This is a genomic window from Plesiomonas sp. ISS29 (genome assembly GCF_056522795.1).
The window spans coordinates 1,608,898-1,627,420 of record NZ_JAWRZQ010000001.1; the positions used below are offsets into that span (position 1 = coordinate 1,608,898).

The following is an 18,523-nucleotide window of genomic DNA, read 5'->3' on the forward strand; positions in this document are numbered from 1 at the left end:
GCGGATATGAAGGTATTAAATATTGGCGCATAGCGGGTTTAATTTAACCAAACAAAAAGGCATTCATGATGAATGCCTTTTTATCGGTAATTTTCCTGTAACGCCTTAGATGCGTATTTTTATCTTCAGAGCATTAGCAATTATCTCTGATGTAAAATAACGCAGATCATCACACATTAAACAGGAAGTTCATGATATCGCCATCTTTAACGATATAATCTTTACCTTCAGCACGCATTTTACCGGCTTCTTTAGCGCCTTGTTCACCACGATACTGAATAAAATCATTAAACGCGATAGTTTGTGCGCGAATAAAGCCTTTTTCAAAATCAGTGTGGATTTTACCTGCTGCTTGTGGCGCTGTATCACCCACAGAAATAGTCCATGCGCGCACTTCTTTCACACCCGCGGTGAAGTAGGTTTGCAGGTTCAGTAGCTCATAACCGGCACGAATCACACGGTTCAGGCCCGGCTCTTCAATACCTAGCTCGGCCATGAACTCTGCTTTATCTTCCTCTTCCAGCTCGGCGATATCCGCTTCAATAGCCGCGCAGACAGCAACCACGACAGAGCCTTCGGCAACGGCAATTTCGCGCACTTTATCCAGATATGGATTATTTTCAAAACCATCTTCATTGACATTGGCAATGTACATGGTTGGTTTAAGCGTCAGGAAGCTGAGGTACTTGATCGCCGCTTTTTCTTCGTTGCTTAAATCAAGTGTACGCAGCATCTGGGCATTTTCCAGATGTGGCAGACACTTGGTCAGCACTTCCTGCTCCAGTTTCGCGTCTTTATCACCACCTTTAGCACGCTTTTGCACGCGCTGTAGTGCACGTTCACACGCTTCAAGGTCTGACAGAGCAAGTTCGGTATTGATAACATCAATATCATCTGCTGGGTCAACTTGACCTGCAACGTGGATGATGTTGTCGTTCTCAAAACAGCGGACTACGTGGCCGATAGCTTCGGTTTCACGGATATTAGCCAAAAACTGGTTGCCCAGACCTTCACCTTTTGACGCACCCTTAACCAAACCGGCAATGTCGACAAATTCCATAGTGGTTGGTACGGTGCGCTGAGGGTTGATGATCTCAGCGAGCTGATCAAGGCGCGGATCAGGCATAGGAACAACGCCTGTATTCGGCTCAATGGTGCAGAACGGGAAGTTAGCTGCTTCGATACCCGCTTTGGTCAGGGCGTTGAACAGGGTAGATTTACCAACGTTTGGCAGACCCACAATGCCGCATTTGAATCCCATGATGTAATTACCTTCTACACTCAAAATATCATGCACAAAAAGGTGCAATTCAAACTCTGTATTATACCACAGCTTTGGTGGTAGTTTTGTATCCTACAATATTGCGGTGACGATGAACGGCACAGCGCTATTTGTTGGCTTTAAAGCTGTGCAGTCGGTTCATTGCTGCCAGCATATCATTTTGTAACAGCACCTCTGTGCAGCGTACTGCTTCATCAATGGCATCATCAATTAACGTTTGTTCTGCTGCTTGTGGTCGGCCCAGCACAAAACCGGTGACTTTATTTTTATCTCCCGGATGACCAATGCCAAGGCGTAATCGGTGAAAGTTGGGGTTGTTACCCAGCTTGCTGGCGATATCTTTCAGACCATTATGGCCGCCGTTACCGCCGCCAAGTTTAAATTTGGCCACGCCAGGAGGCAGATCGAGCTCATCATGCGCGACCAAAATTTCATCGGGGTTGATGCGATAAAAACTGGCCATGGCTGCAACGGCTTTGCCGCTTAAATTCATAAACGTGGTGGGTACAAGCAAGCGGACATCGTGCCCGTGCAGTTGCAGACGGCCGGTATAACCAAAAAATTTCGCCTCTTCTTTCATGCTGCAATTGTAACGGCGGCACAACAGATCAACATACCATGCCCCTGCATTGTGGCGGGTTGCGGCATATTCAGCGCCGGGATTGGCAAGGCCAACCACCAGTTTAATCGTACTCATGGCATTCTCATGGTTAACAATAAGGGAAAAGAGATTTTGCGGGATAACCGAAAATACCGTGCATTTTAACCTTGTCGCGGCAGAATAACAAAAGGCACCGTTGAAGGTGCCTTTGTGTGATGCTCTGCAATGGCCGTTAGGCTTGGATATTGGGCAAATTAATGCTCAAACATCGCAGAAATTGACTCTTCATTGCTGATGCGGCGAATCGCTTCGGCCAGCATGCCTGAAAGTGTCAGTACGCGGACTTTATCCAGCGCTTTGAACTCAGGTGTCAGAGGAATGCTGTCAGTGACAACCACTTCATCAATCATCGAGTTTTTGATGTTTTCAAGCGCAGTACCAGAGAATACCGGATGTGTTGCATAAGCAAACACACGTTTTGCGCCGCGCTCTTTCAGCGCTTCTGCCGCTTTACACAGTGTGCCGCCGGTATCGATCATGTCATCAACCAGGATGCAGTCACGGCCATTAACATCACCGATGATGTGCATAACCTGAGAGACGTTTGCACGTGGGCGGCGCTTATCAATGATAGCCATATCGGTATCATTGAGCAGTTTTGCGATAGCGCGTGCACGCACAACACCACCGATATCCGGAGATACGACCACTGGGCTGGCCAGATTCTTAGACAGGATATCTTCCAGCAACACAGGGCTACCGAAAACGTTATCAACCGGGACGTCAAAGAAGCCTTGGATTTGCTCGGCGTGCAGATCTACAGTCAGAACACGGTCAACACCGACGTTAGACAGGAAATCGGCCACGACTTTCGCGGTGATAGGTACACGCGCAGAACGTACACGACGATCCTGACGGGCGTAACCAAAGTAAGGGATAACCGCAGTAATACGACCTGCCGAAGCACGGCGCAGTGCGTCAACCATAACGACCAATTCCATCAAGTTGTCATTGGTCGGCGCACAGGTTGATTGGATGATGAAAATATCACCACCACGCACGTTTTCGTTAATTTGTACACATACTTCGCCGTCACTAAAACGACTCACAGTAGCGTCGCCAAGAGAGATGTACAAACGGTCAGCGATGCGTTGTGCCAGTTCCGGCGTTGCGTTACCAGCAAAAAGCTTCATGTCGGGCACGAGAAGAACCTCAGGCTTGCGTCAGGATACGGAGGTGAATCTGGCGGTTTGTCTAGAACCTCGTTTATACGGTGTTCTAGGTGGATGAGCCGTTCAGATTCGATCAGTGAATCATTACTAATGCTAATGGGGTCAGCCATTAACCTTTTACTTTATTTACTCACAGGTGCGGGTGATGTATCGGCAAAAAACATGCCTGCTTGCATCAGCGGCGAAACATTCATGCCTTTGGCGACAAAACCGTGCAAACCCTCAGGAGCGATATTCAGAACGTTACGCGCTTTTGCTTCAGAATCAAATTCAGCAAAGACACACGCACCGGTTCCGGTTAGTCGAGTCGGTGCGTATTGTAACAGCCAAGAAATAAGGTGTTCAACCTCACGAAAACGTTTTCTTGCCACATTTTCGCAATCGTTTTCGTAGGGGGTGTTCATTAGGGTATTCAGATCGCGTTTTGGTGTGTTGCGGGTGAGACTTGGATCACTGAAAATTGCGGCAGTCGGTATACTGATTTCAGGATGAATCACGGTGTACCATTTCTCTTCAGGGCTGCAATCATAAAGTTGCTCACCCACACCTTCAGCAAATGCCGCATGCCCGTGTACAAAAACTGGAACATCAGCGCCAAGTTGTAAGCCAAGTTGTTCCAGCTCAGCCCGTGAGCAGCCGGTTTTCCACAAATGATTTAACGCTACCAAGGTGGTTGCCGCATTTGATGATCCACCACCAAGCCCGCCGCCCATCGGCAATATTTTTTGCAATTCAATATCAGCGCCGAGTGTACAGCCGGTATGCAGCTGCAACAGGCGTGCGGCACGAACAATTAAATTGTCTTCGTGCGGGACATGGTCAATCGCCGGAGTGAGGTAAATTTGCCTATCGTTACGGCAACTGAACCACAGGGTGTCACCGTAGTCTAGAAACTGGAACAGGGTTTGCAGATCGTGGTATCCGTCGGCACGCTGGCCGTTGATATACAGAAATAAATTTAATTTGGCCGGAGAGGGGCACTGTAAGCGCAAATCCGGCGAACTCTCAGAGTATCCAGTCATCAATCTTGAGTCTGATCCGTTGATTTCCCTGTAAAAGCTCCATATCGGCAGGCAGCACAGGTTGTGTTTGCAGGTCATAGCGCTTGTAGTGCATGGTCCATTCGCCGGTTGGCGTGGCATGTTGCAACTGGTTGATGCGCTGATCCGTTAACGTGTAAGTATCTCCTGCACCGGGTATGCCCAAAATCCAGTGGCGCAGGTTATCAACGGGGATTTGCATACCGGTGAGCCGGGCAATCAGTTCAGCGCCGTCTGGCCCTGAATAGAGTTTACCGTCGCCATCTTTGAGCTGGGTGCTGTTAGGCTGCCCGATAATCTCAAGTGCGGTATTTCCCAAAGGATTGAGCAGTAACAGACGATAATGCTGAGCATCGGTCTGTTGCAAGAAAAAACGGGCCGACTGGCGACGTTCCGGGGTAATGTAGGCAAATGCCCCGCGCACTTGATAGCGCTGCAATTTCTCTAACTGTGCGACATGCTCAGCCCAGCTGATCGATGGTTGCGTGCCTACCGGCGGAGGGGTCACACAGGCTGTTAACAGCAGTGTTATCGCCACAGGAAGCAATCGTGTATAAAAAGATTTATGCATGATTGTCATAAAAAGTCAGTCAGGCGTGCAGTATAACGAAATTTGTGTTTTCAGACTAGCCATTCATGCCGCTTTGCGTATACACAAGGTGTGATTGCTTTAATTGATCCGCGTCATCAAGTAGAATAGCCACCATAATTTTCAGTGTATTATAAACTTGGTTTGACTAACTTGGCATGAGCTTGCTTGCTCTCGGAATTAATCATAAAACGGCCCCTGTCTCACTGCGTGAAAAAGTGGCGTTCTCTCCGGAAAAAATGGAGCCAGCTCATCAGAGTTTGGCTGCGCACCCTGCTGTGCGCAGTGTCGTCATTTTATCTACCTGTAACCGTACTGAGCTGTATTTAAGCCTGAATAACACTATCGAAAACAGTTCTGAGGCCGCCGCACAGTTAACTGCATGGTTGTGTGAGTTTCACCAAATCTCTGCCGAGCAAGTTAAAGAGTGCCTCTATTTCCACTATGAACAACAGGCAGTGACCCATTTAATGCGTGTTGCTTGTGGCTTGGATTCGCTGGTGCTGGGTGAGCCGCAAATTTTGGGGCAGGTTAAACAGGCCTATGCACAAGCCAAAGCACAGTTATCCCCTGATCTTGATCGCTTGTTCCAAAAAACATTTTCGGTAGCCAAACGGGTGCGCACCGAAACGGAGATTGGCAGCAGTGCGGTATCGGTAGCATTTGCGGCCTGCACACTGGCAAGGCAAATTTTTGAGCACCTATCCACCCTGACAGTATTGCTTGTGGGGGCCGGAGAGACGATTGAGCTGGTGGCGCGCCATTTAAAAGAGCACGGCGTGCAGCGTTTGATGATAGCAAACCGTACCCGTGAACGGGCACAAGCGCTGGCTGATGAAGTGCAGGCTGAGGTGCTTACGCTGCCGCAGATCCCCGAGCATTTGATGTATGCCGATATTGTGATCAGTTCAACGGCCAGCCCGCTGCCAATTATCGGCAAAGGAATGGTTGAAAGCGCGTTAAAAGCTCGCCGACATCAACCGATGTTATTTGTAGATATTGCCGTTCCACGTGATATTGAAGAAGAGGTAGGCAATTTATACGATGCCTATCTTTACACGGTAGATGATCTGCACGCGATTATTGAGCGGAATCTGGCGCTGCGCAAAGCGGCGGCAGTGGAAGCTGAAGATATTGTGAAGGAAGATACTGCGCTGTTCATGCAGTGGTTGCGTTCACAAACGGCAGTAGATTCTATTCGTGAATATCGTTCGCAAGCTGAGTTAACAAGGCAGGCATTGCTGGAAAAAGCACTGTTGGCACTGCGTAATGGTGCTGATGCTGAAGATATTTTGGTCGAGTTTGGAAATAAACTGACCAACCGCTTAATTCATGCTCCCACCCGAGCGCTGCAAAGTGCGGCCAGACAGGGTGATTTGGAGCGTTTGGCCATATTGCGTAGCAGCCTTGGGCTGGACGTATAAAGACCGTTTTCTTACGTATTCTTACGGGATAATTTTTTCCTATGAAGCCTTCTATTGTTGCCAAGTTAGAGGCGCTGCTTGAGCGCCACGAAGAAGTTCAGGCGATGCTCGGTGAGCCGAGTGTTATTGCCGATCAAAACCGTTTTCGCGCATTGTCAAAAGAGTATGCTCAGCTGACCGATGTTACTACTTGTTTTCGTGCCTGGATGCAGGCGCAAGAAGATCTAATCACTGCACAAGAGTTGCTTGATGATCCAGAAATGCGTGATATGGCGCAAGATGAGATTGGCGAAGCGAAAACCGTTATCGAAACGCTGGAACAAGATTTACAACTGTTGCTGCTGCCCAAAGATCCGAATGATGAGCGCAATTGCTATTTAGAGATCCGCGCCGGGGCGGGCGGAGATGAAGCGGCTATTTTTGCCGGTGATTTGTTCCGCATGTACAGCCGTTTTGCAGAAACGCGCCGCTGGCGGGTAGAAGTGATCAGTTTTAATGATGGCGAGCACGGTGGCTATAAAGAGATGATTGCCAAGATCTCGGGCGAGGGTGTTTACGGTGTGCTGAAGTTTGAGTCGGGCGGCCACCGTGTGCAACGCGTTCCGGCTACCGAGTCACAGGGGCGTATTCACACGTCGGCCTGTACCATTGCAATTTTACCGGAAGTTCCCGAGGCGGAGCTGGCTGAGATTAACCCGTCTGATCTAAAAATTGATACTTTCCGTTCATCAGGCGCGGGTGGGCAGCACGTAAACACCACCGATTCAGCCATCCGGATTACACACTTACCCACCGGTATTGTGGTTGAGTGTCAGGATGAGCGTTCACAGCATAAAAATAAAGCCAAAGCCTTGTCGGTATTAGTATCACGTATTCGTGCTGCCGAAGAGGAAAAACGTCATCAGGAAGAGGCGTCAACCCGCCGTAACCTGCTGGGGTCGGGTGATCGTTCGGATCGTATCCGTACTTATAACTACCCGCAAAGCCGCGTTACCGATCACCGCATTAACTTAACCTTGTATCGCTTGGAAGAGGCGATGGAAGGTAAATTAGAGATGCTAATTCAGCCGATCGTACAGGAATATCAGGCCGATCAGTTGGCAGCGCTATCAGATCAGGAGTGATCGGGGTGATGAGAACCGATCAGTGGCTGGCACAGGCGGGTGAGCGTTTGGCAAAAGCGGGCAGTGAAAGCCCGTACCGTGACGCGCAAGTGCTGTTTTGCCATGTCACTGGAAAAACCCGCAGCTATATACTGGCATTTCCCGAATATCTGCTTTCGGAAGAGTACTTGCAGGCGCTGGCATTGTTGCTTGAGCGCCGGTTACAAGGTGAGCCGGTGGCGTATATCGTAGGGGAGCGTGAGTTTTGGTCACTACCGTTGGAAGTTTCTGCCGCAACCTTGATCCCGCGTCCGGATACCGAGCGTTTGGTGGAAGTGGCGCTGACATTATTGCCTGACTCCCCGTGTGCGCTGTTAGATTTGGGCACGGGTACGGGCGCGATTGCCTTAGCCCTAGCCAGTGAACGGCCCGATTGCCAAGTATTGGGGGTTGATTTACACCCTGATGCCGTGACATTGGCTGCCCGTAATGCTGAGCGGTTACAGATCCGCAATGCCCGGTTTGCACAGGGTAGCTGGTTTACACCGGTTCGTGAGGCTTTAGATACACAGTTTGCGCTGATTGCCAGTAACCCGCCTTATATTGATGTCGCTGATCCGCATCTTGTGCAGGGCGATGTGCGCTTTGAGCCGCGCAGTGCCTTGGTTGCTCAAGAGTCAGGGTTGGCCGATATTCGTACCATCGCAACCGGTGCGCGGGAGTATCTGATTAGCGGAGGCTGGCTGATTGTGGAACACGGTTGGCAACAAGCGGCAGCAGTACAACAGATATTTCAGCAAGCCGGTTATCATTTTGTACGTTCAGAACAAGACTATGGCGGCAATGATCGTGTCACCTTAGGGTGCTGGTCTTAGCTATGTCACCACAAATGATACTGATTGACAGCTATTGATTATCCCATTTTTACCGTAAGGTTTACGAAAAGGAACTCGTTATGTACATGTTTCTCAAGCACCTGCATATGACTACGCTGGCGATTTCGGTCAGTTTGCTGGTGCTGCGTTTTATTTGGAGCCTATGTGGTGCGAAAGTGATGCAGCAGCGCTGGGTCAAAATTGTTCCGCATATTAATGATACTGTGCTGCTACTTAGCGGCGCCGGTTTGATGGTAGTGACCGGATTTTACCCGTTCACGCCACATACAGTCTGGATGTCGGAGAAACTGCTGGGTGTGGTGATCTATATTCTGCTCGGCTTTGTTGCATTGAAAGAAGGTAAGAATAAAGTTATCCGCCTGTTTGCGCTATTAGGTGCACTGGGCTGGATCTGGCTGATAGCACAACTGGCCATCACCAAAACACCATTATGGTTTAGTTAATTGGTTTAGTGACTTCGCTGAGAATACCATGTCGTTTGATTTTGAAGAGCACCCGTTAGTCGACAGTTTTACATGGCTGGGTGCGCAGATTTTTCCTGATTTTTCTGCTGACACTGTGCAGAGTGAGTTAGAGCAACTGCGTCAGCAGGTGCAATCAGTGCAGCATGTTGCGCTTGGTTTACCGCGTTTATTGGCACTGATCCATACTGTTTATACCGAATGCCAGTTTTCCGGTGATTATCAGACATTCTATCACTCAGATAATTTACGCCTTGATCGGGTTTTGCAAAAACGGCAGGGCGGGCCGGTGATGCTGGGTGCACTCTTGTTGCATTTGGCTGCCGATTTGGAGTTACCCCTGTATCCGGTAGTGTTTCCTACCCAGTTCTTGCTACGTGCGGAATTTGATGATGCCACCTTATTTATCAACCCGTTTAACGGTGAAATTGTTAGCGAGCATATTCTGACCGCATGGCTGAAAGGGCATGAAGGCCCGTTTGCGGTATTGCAGGATGAAGACTTGGATATCACCGAGCATGCACAAGTAGCGATGCGCTTGTTAGATGCACTCAAAGGTGCGCTGCTGCATGAAAAACAGGGTGTGCTTGCCTTAAAAGCCAGTACCTTATTGCTGGAATACAACCCTGATGATCCGTATGAGATACGTGATCGAGGGCTGATTTTTGCAGCACTTGAGTGCAATCAGGCTGCACTGGATGATTTAAGCTATTTTGTTAAGCAGTGTCCGAAAGATCCGGTGATTAATCTGGTGCGTGAACAAATCCGCTCGATTCCCACACCAACACTGACACTGCACTGAATTCACCCCTACTGAGGAAGGTTAAGGGCATGCAACAGAAGAATGTACGCATCGGTAATATTGATGTCGCGAACGATAAACCGTTTGTCCTGTTTGGTGGAATGAACGTACTGGAATCACGTGATATGGCCATGCGCGTGTGCGAGCATTACGTAGAAGTGACCAATAAACTGGGCATTCCTTACGTTTTTAAGGCTTCGTTTGATAAAGCTAACCGTTCATCTATTCACTCTTACCGTGGCCCCGGTCTGGATGAGGGGATGAAGATTTTCCAAGAGCTAAAGCAGACATTTGGCGTGAAGATTATCACTGATGTGCATACTGAAGCGCAGTGCCAGCCAGTTGCTGATGTGGTCGATGTTATCCAGCTTCCTGCATTTCTTGCCCGCCAAACCGATTTGGTGGAAGCAATGGCACGCACTGGTGCCGTGATTAATGTCAAAAAGCCGCAGTTTTTAAGCCCTGGCCAGATGGGTAATATTGTCGATAAGTTTGCCGAGTGCGGTAATGATCAGATTATTTTGTGTGATCGCGGCAGTAATTTTGGCTACGACAACCTTGTCGTTGATATGCTCGGCTTTAACGTCATGAAGCAAGTTTCTCATGGCAGCCCAGTCATTTTTGATGTGACTCATGCACTGCAATGCCGTGATCCGTTTGGCGCTGCATCAGGTGGTCGTCGTGATCAGGTGGCTGAGTTAGCGCGCTCTGGTATTGCGGTCGGGATTGCCGGTCTGTTCTTGGAATCTCACCCTGATCCGGTAAATGCTAAGTGTGATGGCCCATCGGCACTGCCGCTGGCTAAACTAGAGCCGTTTTTGCAGCAGCTTAAGGCTATCGATGATCTGGTGAAGAATTTCCCAGTACTTGATACAACTTGCTAAATATTGATATAGCGCGGCATTGCGTGCTGCGATATAAAAAAGCCCCGACAGTGTATTTAACTGTCGGGGCTTTTTATTACCTGTTTTTATTCTATTTTTGCTTATCGTATTGCGGTTTTGCTGTGCTTAGAACTTAGAACAAGTATTACAGTACAAAACGGCTGACTTCTTGGCGTAACTGATAAGCTAATTCGCTCAGTTGTGCAGCTTGACTAGCTGCATCATGCGCCTCTTGTGCTAAATCATTGGAGGCTTCTTTGATTGACTCTGTATTACGGGTGATCTCTTCGGTCACCGCACTTTGCTCTTCTGCTGCAGTCGCTATGTGGGCGGCCATATCGTTAATCACTGTAACCACATCATTGATCTGTACCAGATTACCCCCGGCAGCATCCGCATCATGCACACTGGTTTCAGCCAGATGGCTGCTGCCTGACATAATATCAACTGCCTTGCGGGTGGATAACTGCAACTGATTGATCATTGACTCAATCTCTTCCGTTGAGGTGTGGGTACGCTGTGAAAGCATCCGCACTTCATCGGCAACAACCGCAAAACCACGTCCCTGATCGCCGGCACGGGCCGCTTCAATAGCGGCATTGAGTGCCAGCAAATTGGTCTGTTCAGCAATTGAGCGAATGGTCATCATAATAGAGCTGATGCTGGCTGCATGGGTGTTTAAATCATCAATCACACCGGTAGCAACGCTAACTTCTTCGGCCAGTTTACGGATCGAATTCTGGCTCTGCTCTACTTGCTGATGGCCTTGCTTACACGTTGAAACGGCACTACCTGCTTCGTGTGCGGCTTTATCGGCGCTGGCAGCAATTTCATGGGTAGCGGCTGACATTTCAGTTACTGCCGTCGCAACCATGACAATTTCACCCTGTTGCATATGAATGCGCTGGGTTCGCTCTTCGGCACTGGCCGCGCTGTGAGTTGCCTGATTATTCAGGTTGTCTGCAATATCGCGCATTTGCAGCAAGATCTTCTGTAGCCGCTCGACAAAACGGTTAAAGTTCTTGGCTAATTTACCCACCTCATCATCAGTGCGTGGGGTAATACGCACTGTCAGGTCACCTTCACCATCAGCAATCTCTGCTAATGCAGAAGAGACTGCATTAAGATCGCGGAATAGATAGTTCATCAACAACATGAGGAAGACAGCAGTGATAAGCGTCAGAATAAATGAGATGCTCAGCAAAAGATTGCGCGTATTTTGGTAGTCTGCCATCTCGGTTTGCTGATCAAGCATAAAGCCTAATACTAAATGAGTATTAGCCACTTTAGTTAGATCAAGCCATTTAGCTTGTTGCTCGAAATCAAGGTCGAAGAGTTGACCTTGAGTCGATAAGTTGTCAAGCAGTGCAGGTGTAAACATCTTATTCAGGCTGCTCAGTGGTTTCATGATCATCTGTGTATTTTCATACGCAATAATCGTACCTTGCGGAGTCATTAGCAGGCTTTGGGTATTTTTACCCACTTCTAACCGCATAATGGTCTCCTGCAGCTGCTTCAACGTTATATCAGCGCCCAGCACACCAATCAGAGTGCCGTTATGTTGTACCGGCAGAGAAAAGGTGACCACAACTTCACCGGTAACGGGATCTGTATATGGCTTTGAAACGACAAGTGTATTTTGGCTTACAGCATCTTGATACCAGTTACGGGAGCGGGGGTCAAAGTTATTGTCATCCCGCTCGGGGCGTGAGCTCATCATGCTACCTTGTGCGTTGCCAAAGTAGATGTCATCAAAGTCAGCACTGATTCGAGCCTGAACTAGGTGTGGCATCAGAGTAACGGCATCAGAAACAAATGGAATCACTCCCTTCATTTGCATCACCTTGTTCTCTTGCCAAGTTACGATTTCACTGGCAATAGCTGCGCTGGTTGAATCAATACGGCTTCGAATACCGCTTTGTGTCTGATTGTACAACCTTTCCGATGCTTGCCATGTCAAAGTACCCGCAACCAGCAACACAGAAAAAAGGCTTATCCCAATAATTTTCTGTTTTAACGTCAAAGCAAAAGAGAGAGACATAACTACAAAAACTCCAGATATCCAGCTATATAGAAGTTTATCGGCAGCATTTTATAATCGTTGAGCCTTGTTGGGTATTAATCATGGCACATATGACAATTAGTTTATTAATAGTTGTTTCATGCAGAGTCGTTTATGGATTTTTAGCTGTTTAGACGTCCAGATGTTTACAACTCTATGCGTCTCAACGTAAAATTACGTCAGACACTTAATCACCCTGACGTTGCGGGTTTCTATGACAGATAATAAGAACAATCTTCCATCGCGCTCTTTTTTAGCTTTGCTTCCACTGCTGGTTTTTCTTGCTATTTATATCGGTGCTGGGGTTTATCATACCTTGATAGGCACCGAATTTGCGTTTTACCAACTGCCTGCACCGGTCGCTATTTTACCGGCAATTGTACTTTCGCTGCTGCTGGCGAAAGAGTCATTGAACAGCGCTATTGGCCGCTTTATTAATGGCGCGGGTCATCCTGATATTATTGCTATGTGCCTGATTTATTTGTTAGCAGGCGCATTTTCAACCGTAGCCAAGGCAACCGGTGGGGTTGATGCTGCGGTAGGGCTGGGGCTTTCGGTGCTGCCGAGCTGGGCACTGTTGCCGGGTTTGTTCCTCATCTCTGCGGTTATCTCCACGGCAATGGGCACATCAATGGGAACCATTGCGGCACTCTCTCCGGTTGCATTGGGCATCGCACAAGCTACCGGTATCTCGCTGCCGCTGATGGCGGGCGTTGTGCTTTCTGGGGCAATGTTTGGTGATAACATGTCGATCATCTCCGATACCACTATTGCGGCAACCCGTTCGCAGGGTTGTGCCATGCGCGATAAACTCAAAGAGAATTTCCGCATTGCTCTGCCTGCTGCCTGTGCCACCTTACTGCTGTTCTTTTTCCTTACGCGGGCAACAGATGTTCCTGCTGTTGCGCCGTTTTCATGGGTGCTGGCGCTGCCTTATCTGGTTATTTTGGCACTGGCGCTTTCAGGTCTGAATGTCTTTGTTGTTCTCACTGTTGGCATAGTGTGCGCCGGGCTAATGGGCTTTGGTGCAACAGACACCTACAATATCAGCGGTTTTGCCCGTGATATTTACCAAGGTTTCAGCGCAATGCAGGAGATTTTCCTGTTATCAATGCTGATTGGCGGTTTGAGTGAGCTGATGAAACGTCAGGGTGGGTTGGCATTTTTAGCACATCATATCCAGACGCTGATTGAGCATTTAAACCGTAATGGCAAGCCTCATAGCCGTGCGGGTGAGCTGGGTATTGCTCTGCTGGTGGCGCTGACCAATTGCTGCACGGCAAATAACACCGTTGCAATTATTGTTAGCGGAAGTGTGGCTCGCACACTGGCTGAAGAGAATAATATTGCGCCGCGCCGAGCCGCCAGCGTGCTAGATATCTACTCCTGCGTGGTGCAGGGTTTATTGCCTTACGGCGCGCAAGCCCTGCTGCTGGCCTCAAGCTTTAAACTTTCACCGCTGGATGTGGTTACCCATGCATGGTACTGCATGGCTCTTGCCATCAGCGCACTATTCTTTATCTGGTTACGCCCAGTAAAAATGCAACCTTCTCAGGTTAAGTAGTATTTATCCCCAATAAGTTGCGTTTCATCCCATCAACGCACTCTTCTCTATCGGCCTTGCAGAGTATTCTGCAGGCCTTTTTTATGCATTAAGATCCTAAAAAAACATTATTTTGTGGGATAAAGACATCAAAACTTGCGCTGATTAACAAATTACTGTTTTCACTGAGGCCTTGTACAGCACAAAAAATTAGACTAGTACGCAGTTTATTCGTGGAATATCCATAAATAAGCACTCAGTATCAGTAGTTATGCATTAAAGTGCATATAAATAGCGTAATTCAAGAAGGCCGATATCATGATGTTCCCTCTTCCTCATAAAATAGCTGTTTGTAGCCTTGCTGTTTCATTTGCTTTAAGCGCCGGCGTTGTGCAAGCGCAACCGTGGGAAAAAGACAAAACCTATAATCTCACTATTTTGCACACCAATGATCACCATGGCCATTTCTGGAAAAATGAGCAGGGTGAATACGGTTTGGCGGCGCAAAAAACGCTAGTAGAGCAGATTCGCAAAGAGGTTGAGGCTGCGGGTGGCTCGGTATTGCTGCTCTCTGGTGGCGATGTCAATACCGGCGTACCTGAATCAGATTTACAACATGCTGAGCCTGATTTTCGTGGTATGTCAATGATCGGTTACGATGCTATGGCATTAGGCAACCATGAGTTTGATCGCCCGTTAAGTGTTCTGCGCAAACAAGAGCAATGGGCGACATTCCCGTTGCTTTCTGCCAATATTTATGATGAAAAAAGCGGTGAGCGTCTGTTTAAACCGTATGCCTTGTTTGATAAGCAGGGGATTAAAATTGCTGTTATCGGCTTAACCACCGAGGATACACAAAAAATCGGCAACCCTGAATATCTCAAAGGTACGCTGTTTAAAGATCCAAAAATTGAAGCGAAAAATGTCATTGCGCAGCTTAAGCAAAATGAAAAACCAGATGTCATTATTGCGGCCACACACATGGGCCATTATCAAAACGCACAACATGGCTCAAATGCGCCGGGTGATGTTGAGCTAGCGCGCTCGTTGCCTGCTGGTGATTTAAACATGATTGTTGGCGGGCACTCACAAAATCCGGTTTGTATGGAAGCGGTTAATGACCGTAATGACAGCTATATTCCGGGAGCAGAATGTAAGCCAGATCAGCAAAATGGCACGTGGATTGTTCAGGCGCACGAGTGGGGTAAATACGTTGGCCGTGCTGATTATCAGTTTAAAAATGGTGAGCTACAGCTAGTCAGTTATAACCTTATTCCAGTGAACTTAAAGCAGAAAATAAAGCGTGATGATGGCAAATCAGATTACGTGTTGTACAGCACGCCAATAGCAGAAGATAGCGATATGCTGGCGCTGCTGACACCATTCCAAGAGAAGGGTCAGGCTGAGCTGGGCATTAAAATTGGTGAAGTTGACCAAAAACTCGAAGGTGATCGCAGCGTTGTGCGTTTTAAGCAGACTAACCTTGGCCAATTGATTGCCAAATCACATATGGAACGTGTGAATGCCGATTTTGGTGTGATGAACTCAGGGGGCGTTCGTGACTCTATTGAGCCGGGTGATATTTCCTACAAAGATGTATTAAAAGTGCAGCCGTTTGGTAATATTGTTAGCTATGTTGACATGAAAGGCCGCGATATTATTGATTATCTGAATGTTGTGGCAACCAAAAAAGTTGACTCTGGGGCATACGCACAGTTTGCCAATATTGCAATGGTTGTTGAAAACGGTAAAGTACACGATGTAAAAATTGCCGGTAAGCCCATTGATATGAATAAGTCATACCGTTTTACTGTACCTAGCTTTAATGCTGCGGGTGGCGATGGCTACCCGAATATTGCAGGAAATGCAGGTTATGTTAATACTGGGTTTGTTGATGCTGAGGTACTAAAAGATTATATCGCGAAGAAATCACCTCTCAAAGCAACTCAGTTTGCACCCAATAGCGATGTTATTTACAAATAACGAGGTCTTAGAGAAATAAAAAAATCCGCGTTAATGTGATTGAACCATTAGCGCGGATTAATATACACGGTAATTAATGTCTTTAATAATACGCGGTACGTTTACAGTGATATGAACTGTATGCACAGTGCTTTATTAAAGAGATGCCATGTTCTATCTGTAATTAATTGAAAAGTGCTCTATATAGAAACCGTTTTCATTACTGACATCACTTTATTTGCATAACCTAATGCACGAGAGTCATCCCATGAGTGGTAACGGCCAATACCTAGCTTCATATTATCAGGTGATGAAGCCATTGCATGTTTGAGTATTTCAGCCCCGACACGTAAGTTTACTTGTGGATTAAACAGATCTGCCGGTGTATCAACGCGTGAGCCGTGCCAGCCTAAGTTAACCTGCATAGCCCCCACATCAAGATTCTTTTTATTGGTTGAGCTAATCAGTTTGGTCAGCGTTTTTTCAGCTTCTTGTTTTGATTCTAAGTAGTAGGGCTTACCATTTTTATTGATAACATAAGGCCATGGTTTTGCTTCACTGCCTTTGAGCATAGATGACTCAACTACCGCAATAGAATAGAGTAACTTTGGATTCAAGCCATATTCATTGGCGACATTCACAAAATCATCTTTTGTCAGACCGTTGATGGATGATGCAAATACACTGGATGAAAAAAAAGATGATGCGGCAATTAAAGCGGCGATCAATATGGTGATAGTACGTTTAAAACCCATGGTTCAATCCTCATTATAAAATTAAACGAATAGATTCATCCTTAAAAATACTATTAGTTATATTGGGTGGTTGATTGCCTATTTGTCTGTTGTTAGTTCTACGGTGCTATTATGACAGTGGTGTGTCTATAATATAATGTGTGTATGACGTTTCAGTTTCTATACGAATAATAGATAAAGATTACAGTATTTATTTGTGGGTATATACCGATGATGATTCATGACTAAAGTAACGGATAATGATTAAATACCTCACTGTTTTAGTCAATATAATATGATTCTCTCAATATTACCTGAATGAATTACCGTCGTGTAATGGCGTGGTATTGCTCAAAATCTGTACTGATTATACGGCTGAAATCACATTAAGCAAATTATTCTATTTTTGGCTTTATTACTGACAATAAGTTTAAATTTGTCTTATTTGATATTATCAATTACGAATAATTATTTTTATTTGTGATGGAATGCTTATTTATTGATCAGTGAATGATCATTTTTGCTTTTTCTATGTGCTTTTTATCACGATAAATTAATTATAAATTAACATTTATGGGTGGTTTTATGTGATCTAGATCAATAAAAATAGCCTATTTATTTATGAAAACACTTCGAATGGGTTTAGTGATGCAGCGTGTATGGGGTGATGATTAACATCAACAATAATACCGCGTTATGCAGCGTGATACGCGCTAATTACTTAATAACCTGCATGTTTTTTTATCAGTAAGACAAATCGTAATATTCAACTTGTTAATAGAGTGTGCTTTTTATCCTAAAATCGATTTTCTGTTGTGTTTTGATTGAATTCATCACCCATTGGGTCTTATGATTTGAAGTATGCAGCAACAATACGGCAATCCGTCATTATGGATAAATCTGAAAGAAAACCAGTGTTACCGTGGCCACTGGTGTTGAGTGAGATTCTTGGCTTTATTGCCCTTGTGTTGGGGTATTTCGAGATAAAACAAAATACTCTGCTGCCGGCATTTTTTGATGCTCAAGAGCAGGGTGTGGTATTAATTATTATCGGCGTGTTGCTGATGTTACCGGCAGGTCTGTATCTGGTATCAGGCTGGTTTAGTCAGGTTGATCAGTGGGTTAAACCCCATTTTAATCACTCATCAGCTGAAGAGCGTAAAAAAAATCGTAAGGAAACCGACAATGACACCGACCATTGATCTCATCTTAGCGCACCGCTCTATCCGTAAGTTTACCGATCATACATTGAGCACTGAGCAACTGAATGCAATTATTGATGCCGCGCGCGCTGCGTCAACATCGAGCTTTTTGCAGATGGTCAGCATTATCCGAGTGACTGATACAGCATTGCGTCAACAGCTGGTGAGCTTGTCGGGTGAGCAACAATATGTCGCGCAAGCGCCTGAGTTTCTGGTTTTTTGTGCTGACTTTAATCGCCATCAGCAGATTTACCCTGATGCTCAGCTCGGGTTTGCAGAGCAGCTACTCACGGGGGCGATAGATTCGGCACTGATGGGGCAAAATGCACTGTTGGCAGCAGAATCACTCGGGTTAGGTGGTGTATTTATTGGCGGATTGCGTAACCATATACAGGGTGTTACTGATGCACTGCAACTGCCAAAGCAGGTGATCCCGCTGTTTGGTTTGTGTCTTGGCTATCCAGCACAAGATCCACAGCGTAAACCTCGCTTGCCGCAAACCATTATGCTGCATACCAACCATTATCAGCCGATCGATCCGGCGGCACTGCAAGCTTATGATGCTGAGATTGAAGCTTACTACCGTGCGCGGGGCAGTAATATCAAATTGCAGAATTGGAGCCAGCATGTGGAAGCTACACTGAGCAAAGAGACTCGCCCGTTTATGCTCGACTATCTGCATGCACAGGGTTGGATCACGCGTTAA

General features: G+C 46.7%; 17 protein-coding genes. 10 read left to right on the forward strand and 7 right to left on the reverse strand.

Annotated features, from left to right (window positions below; all coding sequences use genetic code 11):
* Nucleotides 1-169: 169 nt before the first annotated feature.
* The 5 genes from ychF to lolB all read right to left on the reverse strand — a co-directional run bounded on the left by ychF (nucleotide 170) and on the right by lolB (nucleotide 4,735).
* Nucleotides 170-1,261 (reverse strand): redox-regulated ATPase YchF, encoded by a 1,092-nt coding sequence (ychF, locus tag AC1HDJ_RS07195; RefSeq protein ID WP_479534605.1) that lies wholly within the window; start codon nucleotides 1,259-1,261, stop codon nucleotides 170-172.
* A 127-nt stretch (nucleotides 1,262-1,388) separates the two neighbouring features.
* Nucleotides 1,389-1,979, reverse strand: a complete 591-nt coding sequence (gene pth / locus AC1HDJ_RS07200; protein ID WP_438622865.1) for an aminoacyl-tRNA hydrolase — start codon at nucleotides 1,977-1,979, stop codon at nucleotides 1,389-1,391.
* A 158-nt stretch (nucleotides 1,980-2,137) separates the two neighbouring features.
* The gene (locus AC1HDJ_RS07205; protein WP_479534608.1) at nucleotides 2,138-3,085 is read right to left on the reverse strand and encodes a ribose-phosphate pyrophosphokinase; all 948 of its coding nucleotides are present in this window, start codon (nucleotides 3,083-3,085) and stop codon (nucleotides 2,138-2,140) included.
* 152 nt (nucleotides 3,086-3,237) lie between these two features.
* The gene (gene ispE, locus AC1HDJ_RS07210) at nucleotides 3,238-4,137 is read right to left on the reverse strand and encodes a 4-(cytidine 5'-diphospho)-2-C-methyl-D-erythritol kinase (protein ID WP_479534610.1); all 900 of its coding nucleotides are present in this window, start codon (nucleotides 4,135-4,137) and stop codon (nucleotides 3,238-3,240) included.
* Nucleotides 4,121-4,735, reverse strand: coding sequence for a lipoprotein insertase outer membrane protein LolB (gene lolB / locus AC1HDJ_RS07215; RefSeq protein ID WP_479534612.1), 615 nt, complete (start codon nucleotides 4,733-4,735; stop codon nucleotides 4,121-4,123). Before lolB ends, ispE begins: the two co-directional genes overlap by 17 nt.
* Before the next feature lie 167 nt (nucleotides 4,736-4,902).
* On the opposite strand from lolB, the gene hemA reads away from it, so the two are divergent.
* From hemA to kdsA, 6 genes are all read left to right on the forward strand, one after another.
* A complete protein-coding gene (gene hemA, locus AC1HDJ_RS07220) occupies nucleotides 4,903-6,168 on the forward strand; it encodes a glutamyl-tRNA reductase (RefSeq protein WP_479534614.1) in 1,266 nt (421 codons plus the stop codon).
* Between the two features lie 41 nt (nucleotides 6,169-6,209).
* On the forward strand, nucleotides 6,210-7,292 hold the full coding sequence (prfA, locus tag AC1HDJ_RS07225) for a peptide chain release factor 1 (protein ID WP_479534616.1): 1,083 nt from the start codon (nucleotides 6,210-6,212) through the stop codon (nucleotides 7,290-7,292).
* A gap of 8 nt (nucleotides 7,293-7,300) precedes the next feature.
* Nucleotides 7,301-8,146 (forward strand): peptide chain release factor N(5)-glutamine methyltransferase, encoded by an 846-nt coding sequence (gene prmC, locus AC1HDJ_RS07230; RefSeq protein WP_479537037.1) that lies wholly within the window; start codon nucleotides 7,301-7,303, stop codon nucleotides 8,144-8,146.
* A gap of 80 nt (nucleotides 8,147-8,226) precedes the next feature.
* Nucleotides 8,227-8,610 carry a SirB2 family protein gene (locus AC1HDJ_RS07235; RefSeq protein WP_479534618.1) on the forward strand — a complete coding sequence of 128 codons (384 nt, stop codon included), beginning with the start codon at nucleotides 8,227-8,229 and terminating at the stop codon, nucleotides 8,608-8,610.
* 28 nt (nucleotides 8,611-8,638) lie between these two features.
* The gene (locus AC1HDJ_RS07240; protein ID WP_479534620.1) at nucleotides 8,639-9,430 is read left to right on the forward strand and encodes a transglutaminase family protein; all 792 of its coding nucleotides are present in this window, start codon (nucleotides 8,639-8,641) and stop codon (nucleotides 9,428-9,430) included.
* A 29-nt stretch (nucleotides 9,431-9,459) separates the two neighbouring features.
* Entirely contained in the window at nucleotides 9,460-10,314 is an 855-nt protein-coding gene (gene kdsA, locus AC1HDJ_RS07245) for a 3-deoxy-8-phosphooctulonate synthase (RefSeq protein ID WP_438628896.1), read from the forward strand.
* Between the two features lie 145 nt (nucleotides 10,315-10,459).
* Here kdsA and AC1HDJ_RS07250 read toward each other — a convergent pair whose 3' ends face one another.
* Nucleotides 10,460-12,355 (reverse strand): methyl-accepting chemotaxis protein, encoded by a 1,896-nt coding sequence (locus AC1HDJ_RS07250; protein ID WP_479534622.1) that lies wholly within the window; start codon nucleotides 12,353-12,355, stop codon nucleotides 10,460-10,462.
* A gap of 235 nt (nucleotides 12,356-12,590) precedes the next feature.
* Here AC1HDJ_RS07250 and AC1HDJ_RS07255 point away from each other — a divergent pair, with 235 nt between their 5' ends.
* A complete protein-coding gene (locus AC1HDJ_RS07255) occupies nucleotides 12,591-13,940 on the forward strand; it encodes a Na+/H+ antiporter NhaC family protein (protein WP_479534624.1) in 1,350 nt (449 codons plus the stop codon).
* Nucleotides 13,941-14,237: 297 nt separating this feature from the next.
* A complete protein-coding gene (ushA, locus tag AC1HDJ_RS07260) occupies nucleotides 14,238-15,902 on the forward strand; it encodes a bifunctional UDP-sugar hydrolase/5'-nucleotidase UshA (protein WP_479534626.1) in 1,665 nt (554 codons plus the stop codon).
* A 179-nt stretch (nucleotides 15,903-16,081) separates the two neighbouring features.
* Here ushA and AC1HDJ_RS07265 read toward each other — a convergent pair whose 3' ends face one another.
* A complete protein-coding gene (locus tag AC1HDJ_RS07265; protein ID WP_479534628.1) occupies nucleotides 16,082-16,636 on the reverse strand; it encodes a lytic transglycosylase domain-containing protein in 555 nt (184 codons plus the stop codon).
* An 869-nt stretch (nucleotides 16,637-17,505) separates the two neighbouring features.
* Here AC1HDJ_RS07265 and AC1HDJ_RS07270 point away from each other — a divergent pair.
* Both AC1HDJ_RS07270 and nfsA read left to right on the forward strand, forming a co-directional pair.
* Nucleotides 17,506-17,817: a DUF1418 family protein gene (locus tag AC1HDJ_RS07270; protein ID WP_479534630.1), complete on the forward strand. Its 312-nt coding sequence runs from the start codon at nucleotides 17,506-17,508 to the stop codon at nucleotides 17,815-17,817.
* Nucleotides 17,801-18,523: an oxygen-insensitive NADPH nitroreductase gene (gene nfsA, locus AC1HDJ_RS07275; protein WP_479534632.1), complete on the forward strand. Its 723-nt coding sequence runs from the start codon at nucleotides 17,801-17,803 to the stop codon at nucleotides 18,521-18,523. The genes AC1HDJ_RS07270 and nfsA overlap by 17 nt, the downstream gene beginning before the upstream one ends.

What these genes read in the sequence shown, in the direction of transcription:
- ychF (WP_479534605.1), bottom strand. Translation starts at nt 1,261, where the DNA reads ATGGGATTCAAATGCGGCATTGTGGGTCTGCCAAACGTTGGTAAATCT.
- pth (WP_438622865.1), bottom strand. Translation starts at nt 1,979, where the DNA reads ATGAGTACGATTAAACTGGTGGTTGGCCTTGCCAATCCCGGCGCTGAA.
- ispE (WP_479534610.1), bottom strand. Translation starts at nt 4,137, where the DNA reads ATGACTGGATACTCTGAGAGTTCGCCGGATTTGCGCTTACAGTGCCCC.
- lolB (WP_479534612.1), bottom strand. Translation starts at nt 4,735, where the DNA reads ATGACAATCATGCATAAATCTTTTTATACACGATTGCTTCCTGTGGCG.
- hemA (WP_479534614.1), top strand. Translation starts at nt 4,903, where the DNA reads ATGAGCTTGCTTGCTCTCGGAATTAATCATAAAACGGCCCCTGTCTCA.
- prfA (WP_479534616.1), top strand. Translation starts at nt 6,210, where the DNA reads ATGAAGCCTTCTATTGTTGCCAAGTTAGAGGCGCTGCTTGAGCGCCAC.
- prmC (WP_479537037.1), top strand. Translation starts at nt 7,301, where the DNA reads ATGAGAACCGATCAGTGGCTGGCACAGGCGGGTGAGCGTTTGGCAAAA.
- AC1HDJ_RS07235 (WP_479534618.1), top strand. Translation starts at nt 8,227, where the DNA reads ATGTACATGTTTCTCAAGCACCTGCATATGACTACGCTGGCGATTTCG.
- AC1HDJ_RS07240 (WP_479534620.1), top strand. Translation starts at nt 8,639, where the DNA reads ATGTCGTTTGATTTTGAAGAGCACCCGTTAGTCGACAGTTTTACATGG.
- kdsA (WP_438628896.1), top strand. Translation starts at nt 9,460, where the DNA reads ATGCAACAGAAGAATGTACGCATCGGTAATATTGATGTCGCGAACGAT.
- AC1HDJ_RS07250 (WP_479534622.1), bottom strand. Translation starts at nt 12,355, where the DNA reads ATGTCTCTCTCTTTTGCTTTGACGTTAAAACAGAAAATTATTGGGATA.
- AC1HDJ_RS07255 (WP_479534624.1), top strand. Translation starts at nt 12,591, where the DNA reads ATGACAGATAATAAGAACAATCTTCCATCGCGCTCTTTTTTAGCTTTG.
- ushA (WP_479534626.1), top strand. Translation starts at nt 14,238, where the DNA reads ATGATGTTCCCTCTTCCTCATAAAATAGCTGTTTGTAGCCTTGCTGTT.
- AC1HDJ_RS07265 (WP_479534628.1), bottom strand. Translation starts at nt 16,636, where the DNA reads ATGGGTTTTAAACGTACTATCACCATATTGATCGCCGCTTTAATTGCC.
- AC1HDJ_RS07270 (WP_479534630.1), top strand. Translation starts at nt 17,506, where the DNA reads ATGGATAAATCTGAAAGAAAACCAGTGTTACCGTGGCCACTGGTGTTG.
- nfsA (WP_479534632.1), top strand. Translation starts at nt 17,801, where the DNA reads ATGACACCGACCATTGATCTCATCTTAGCGCACCGCTCTATCCGTAAG.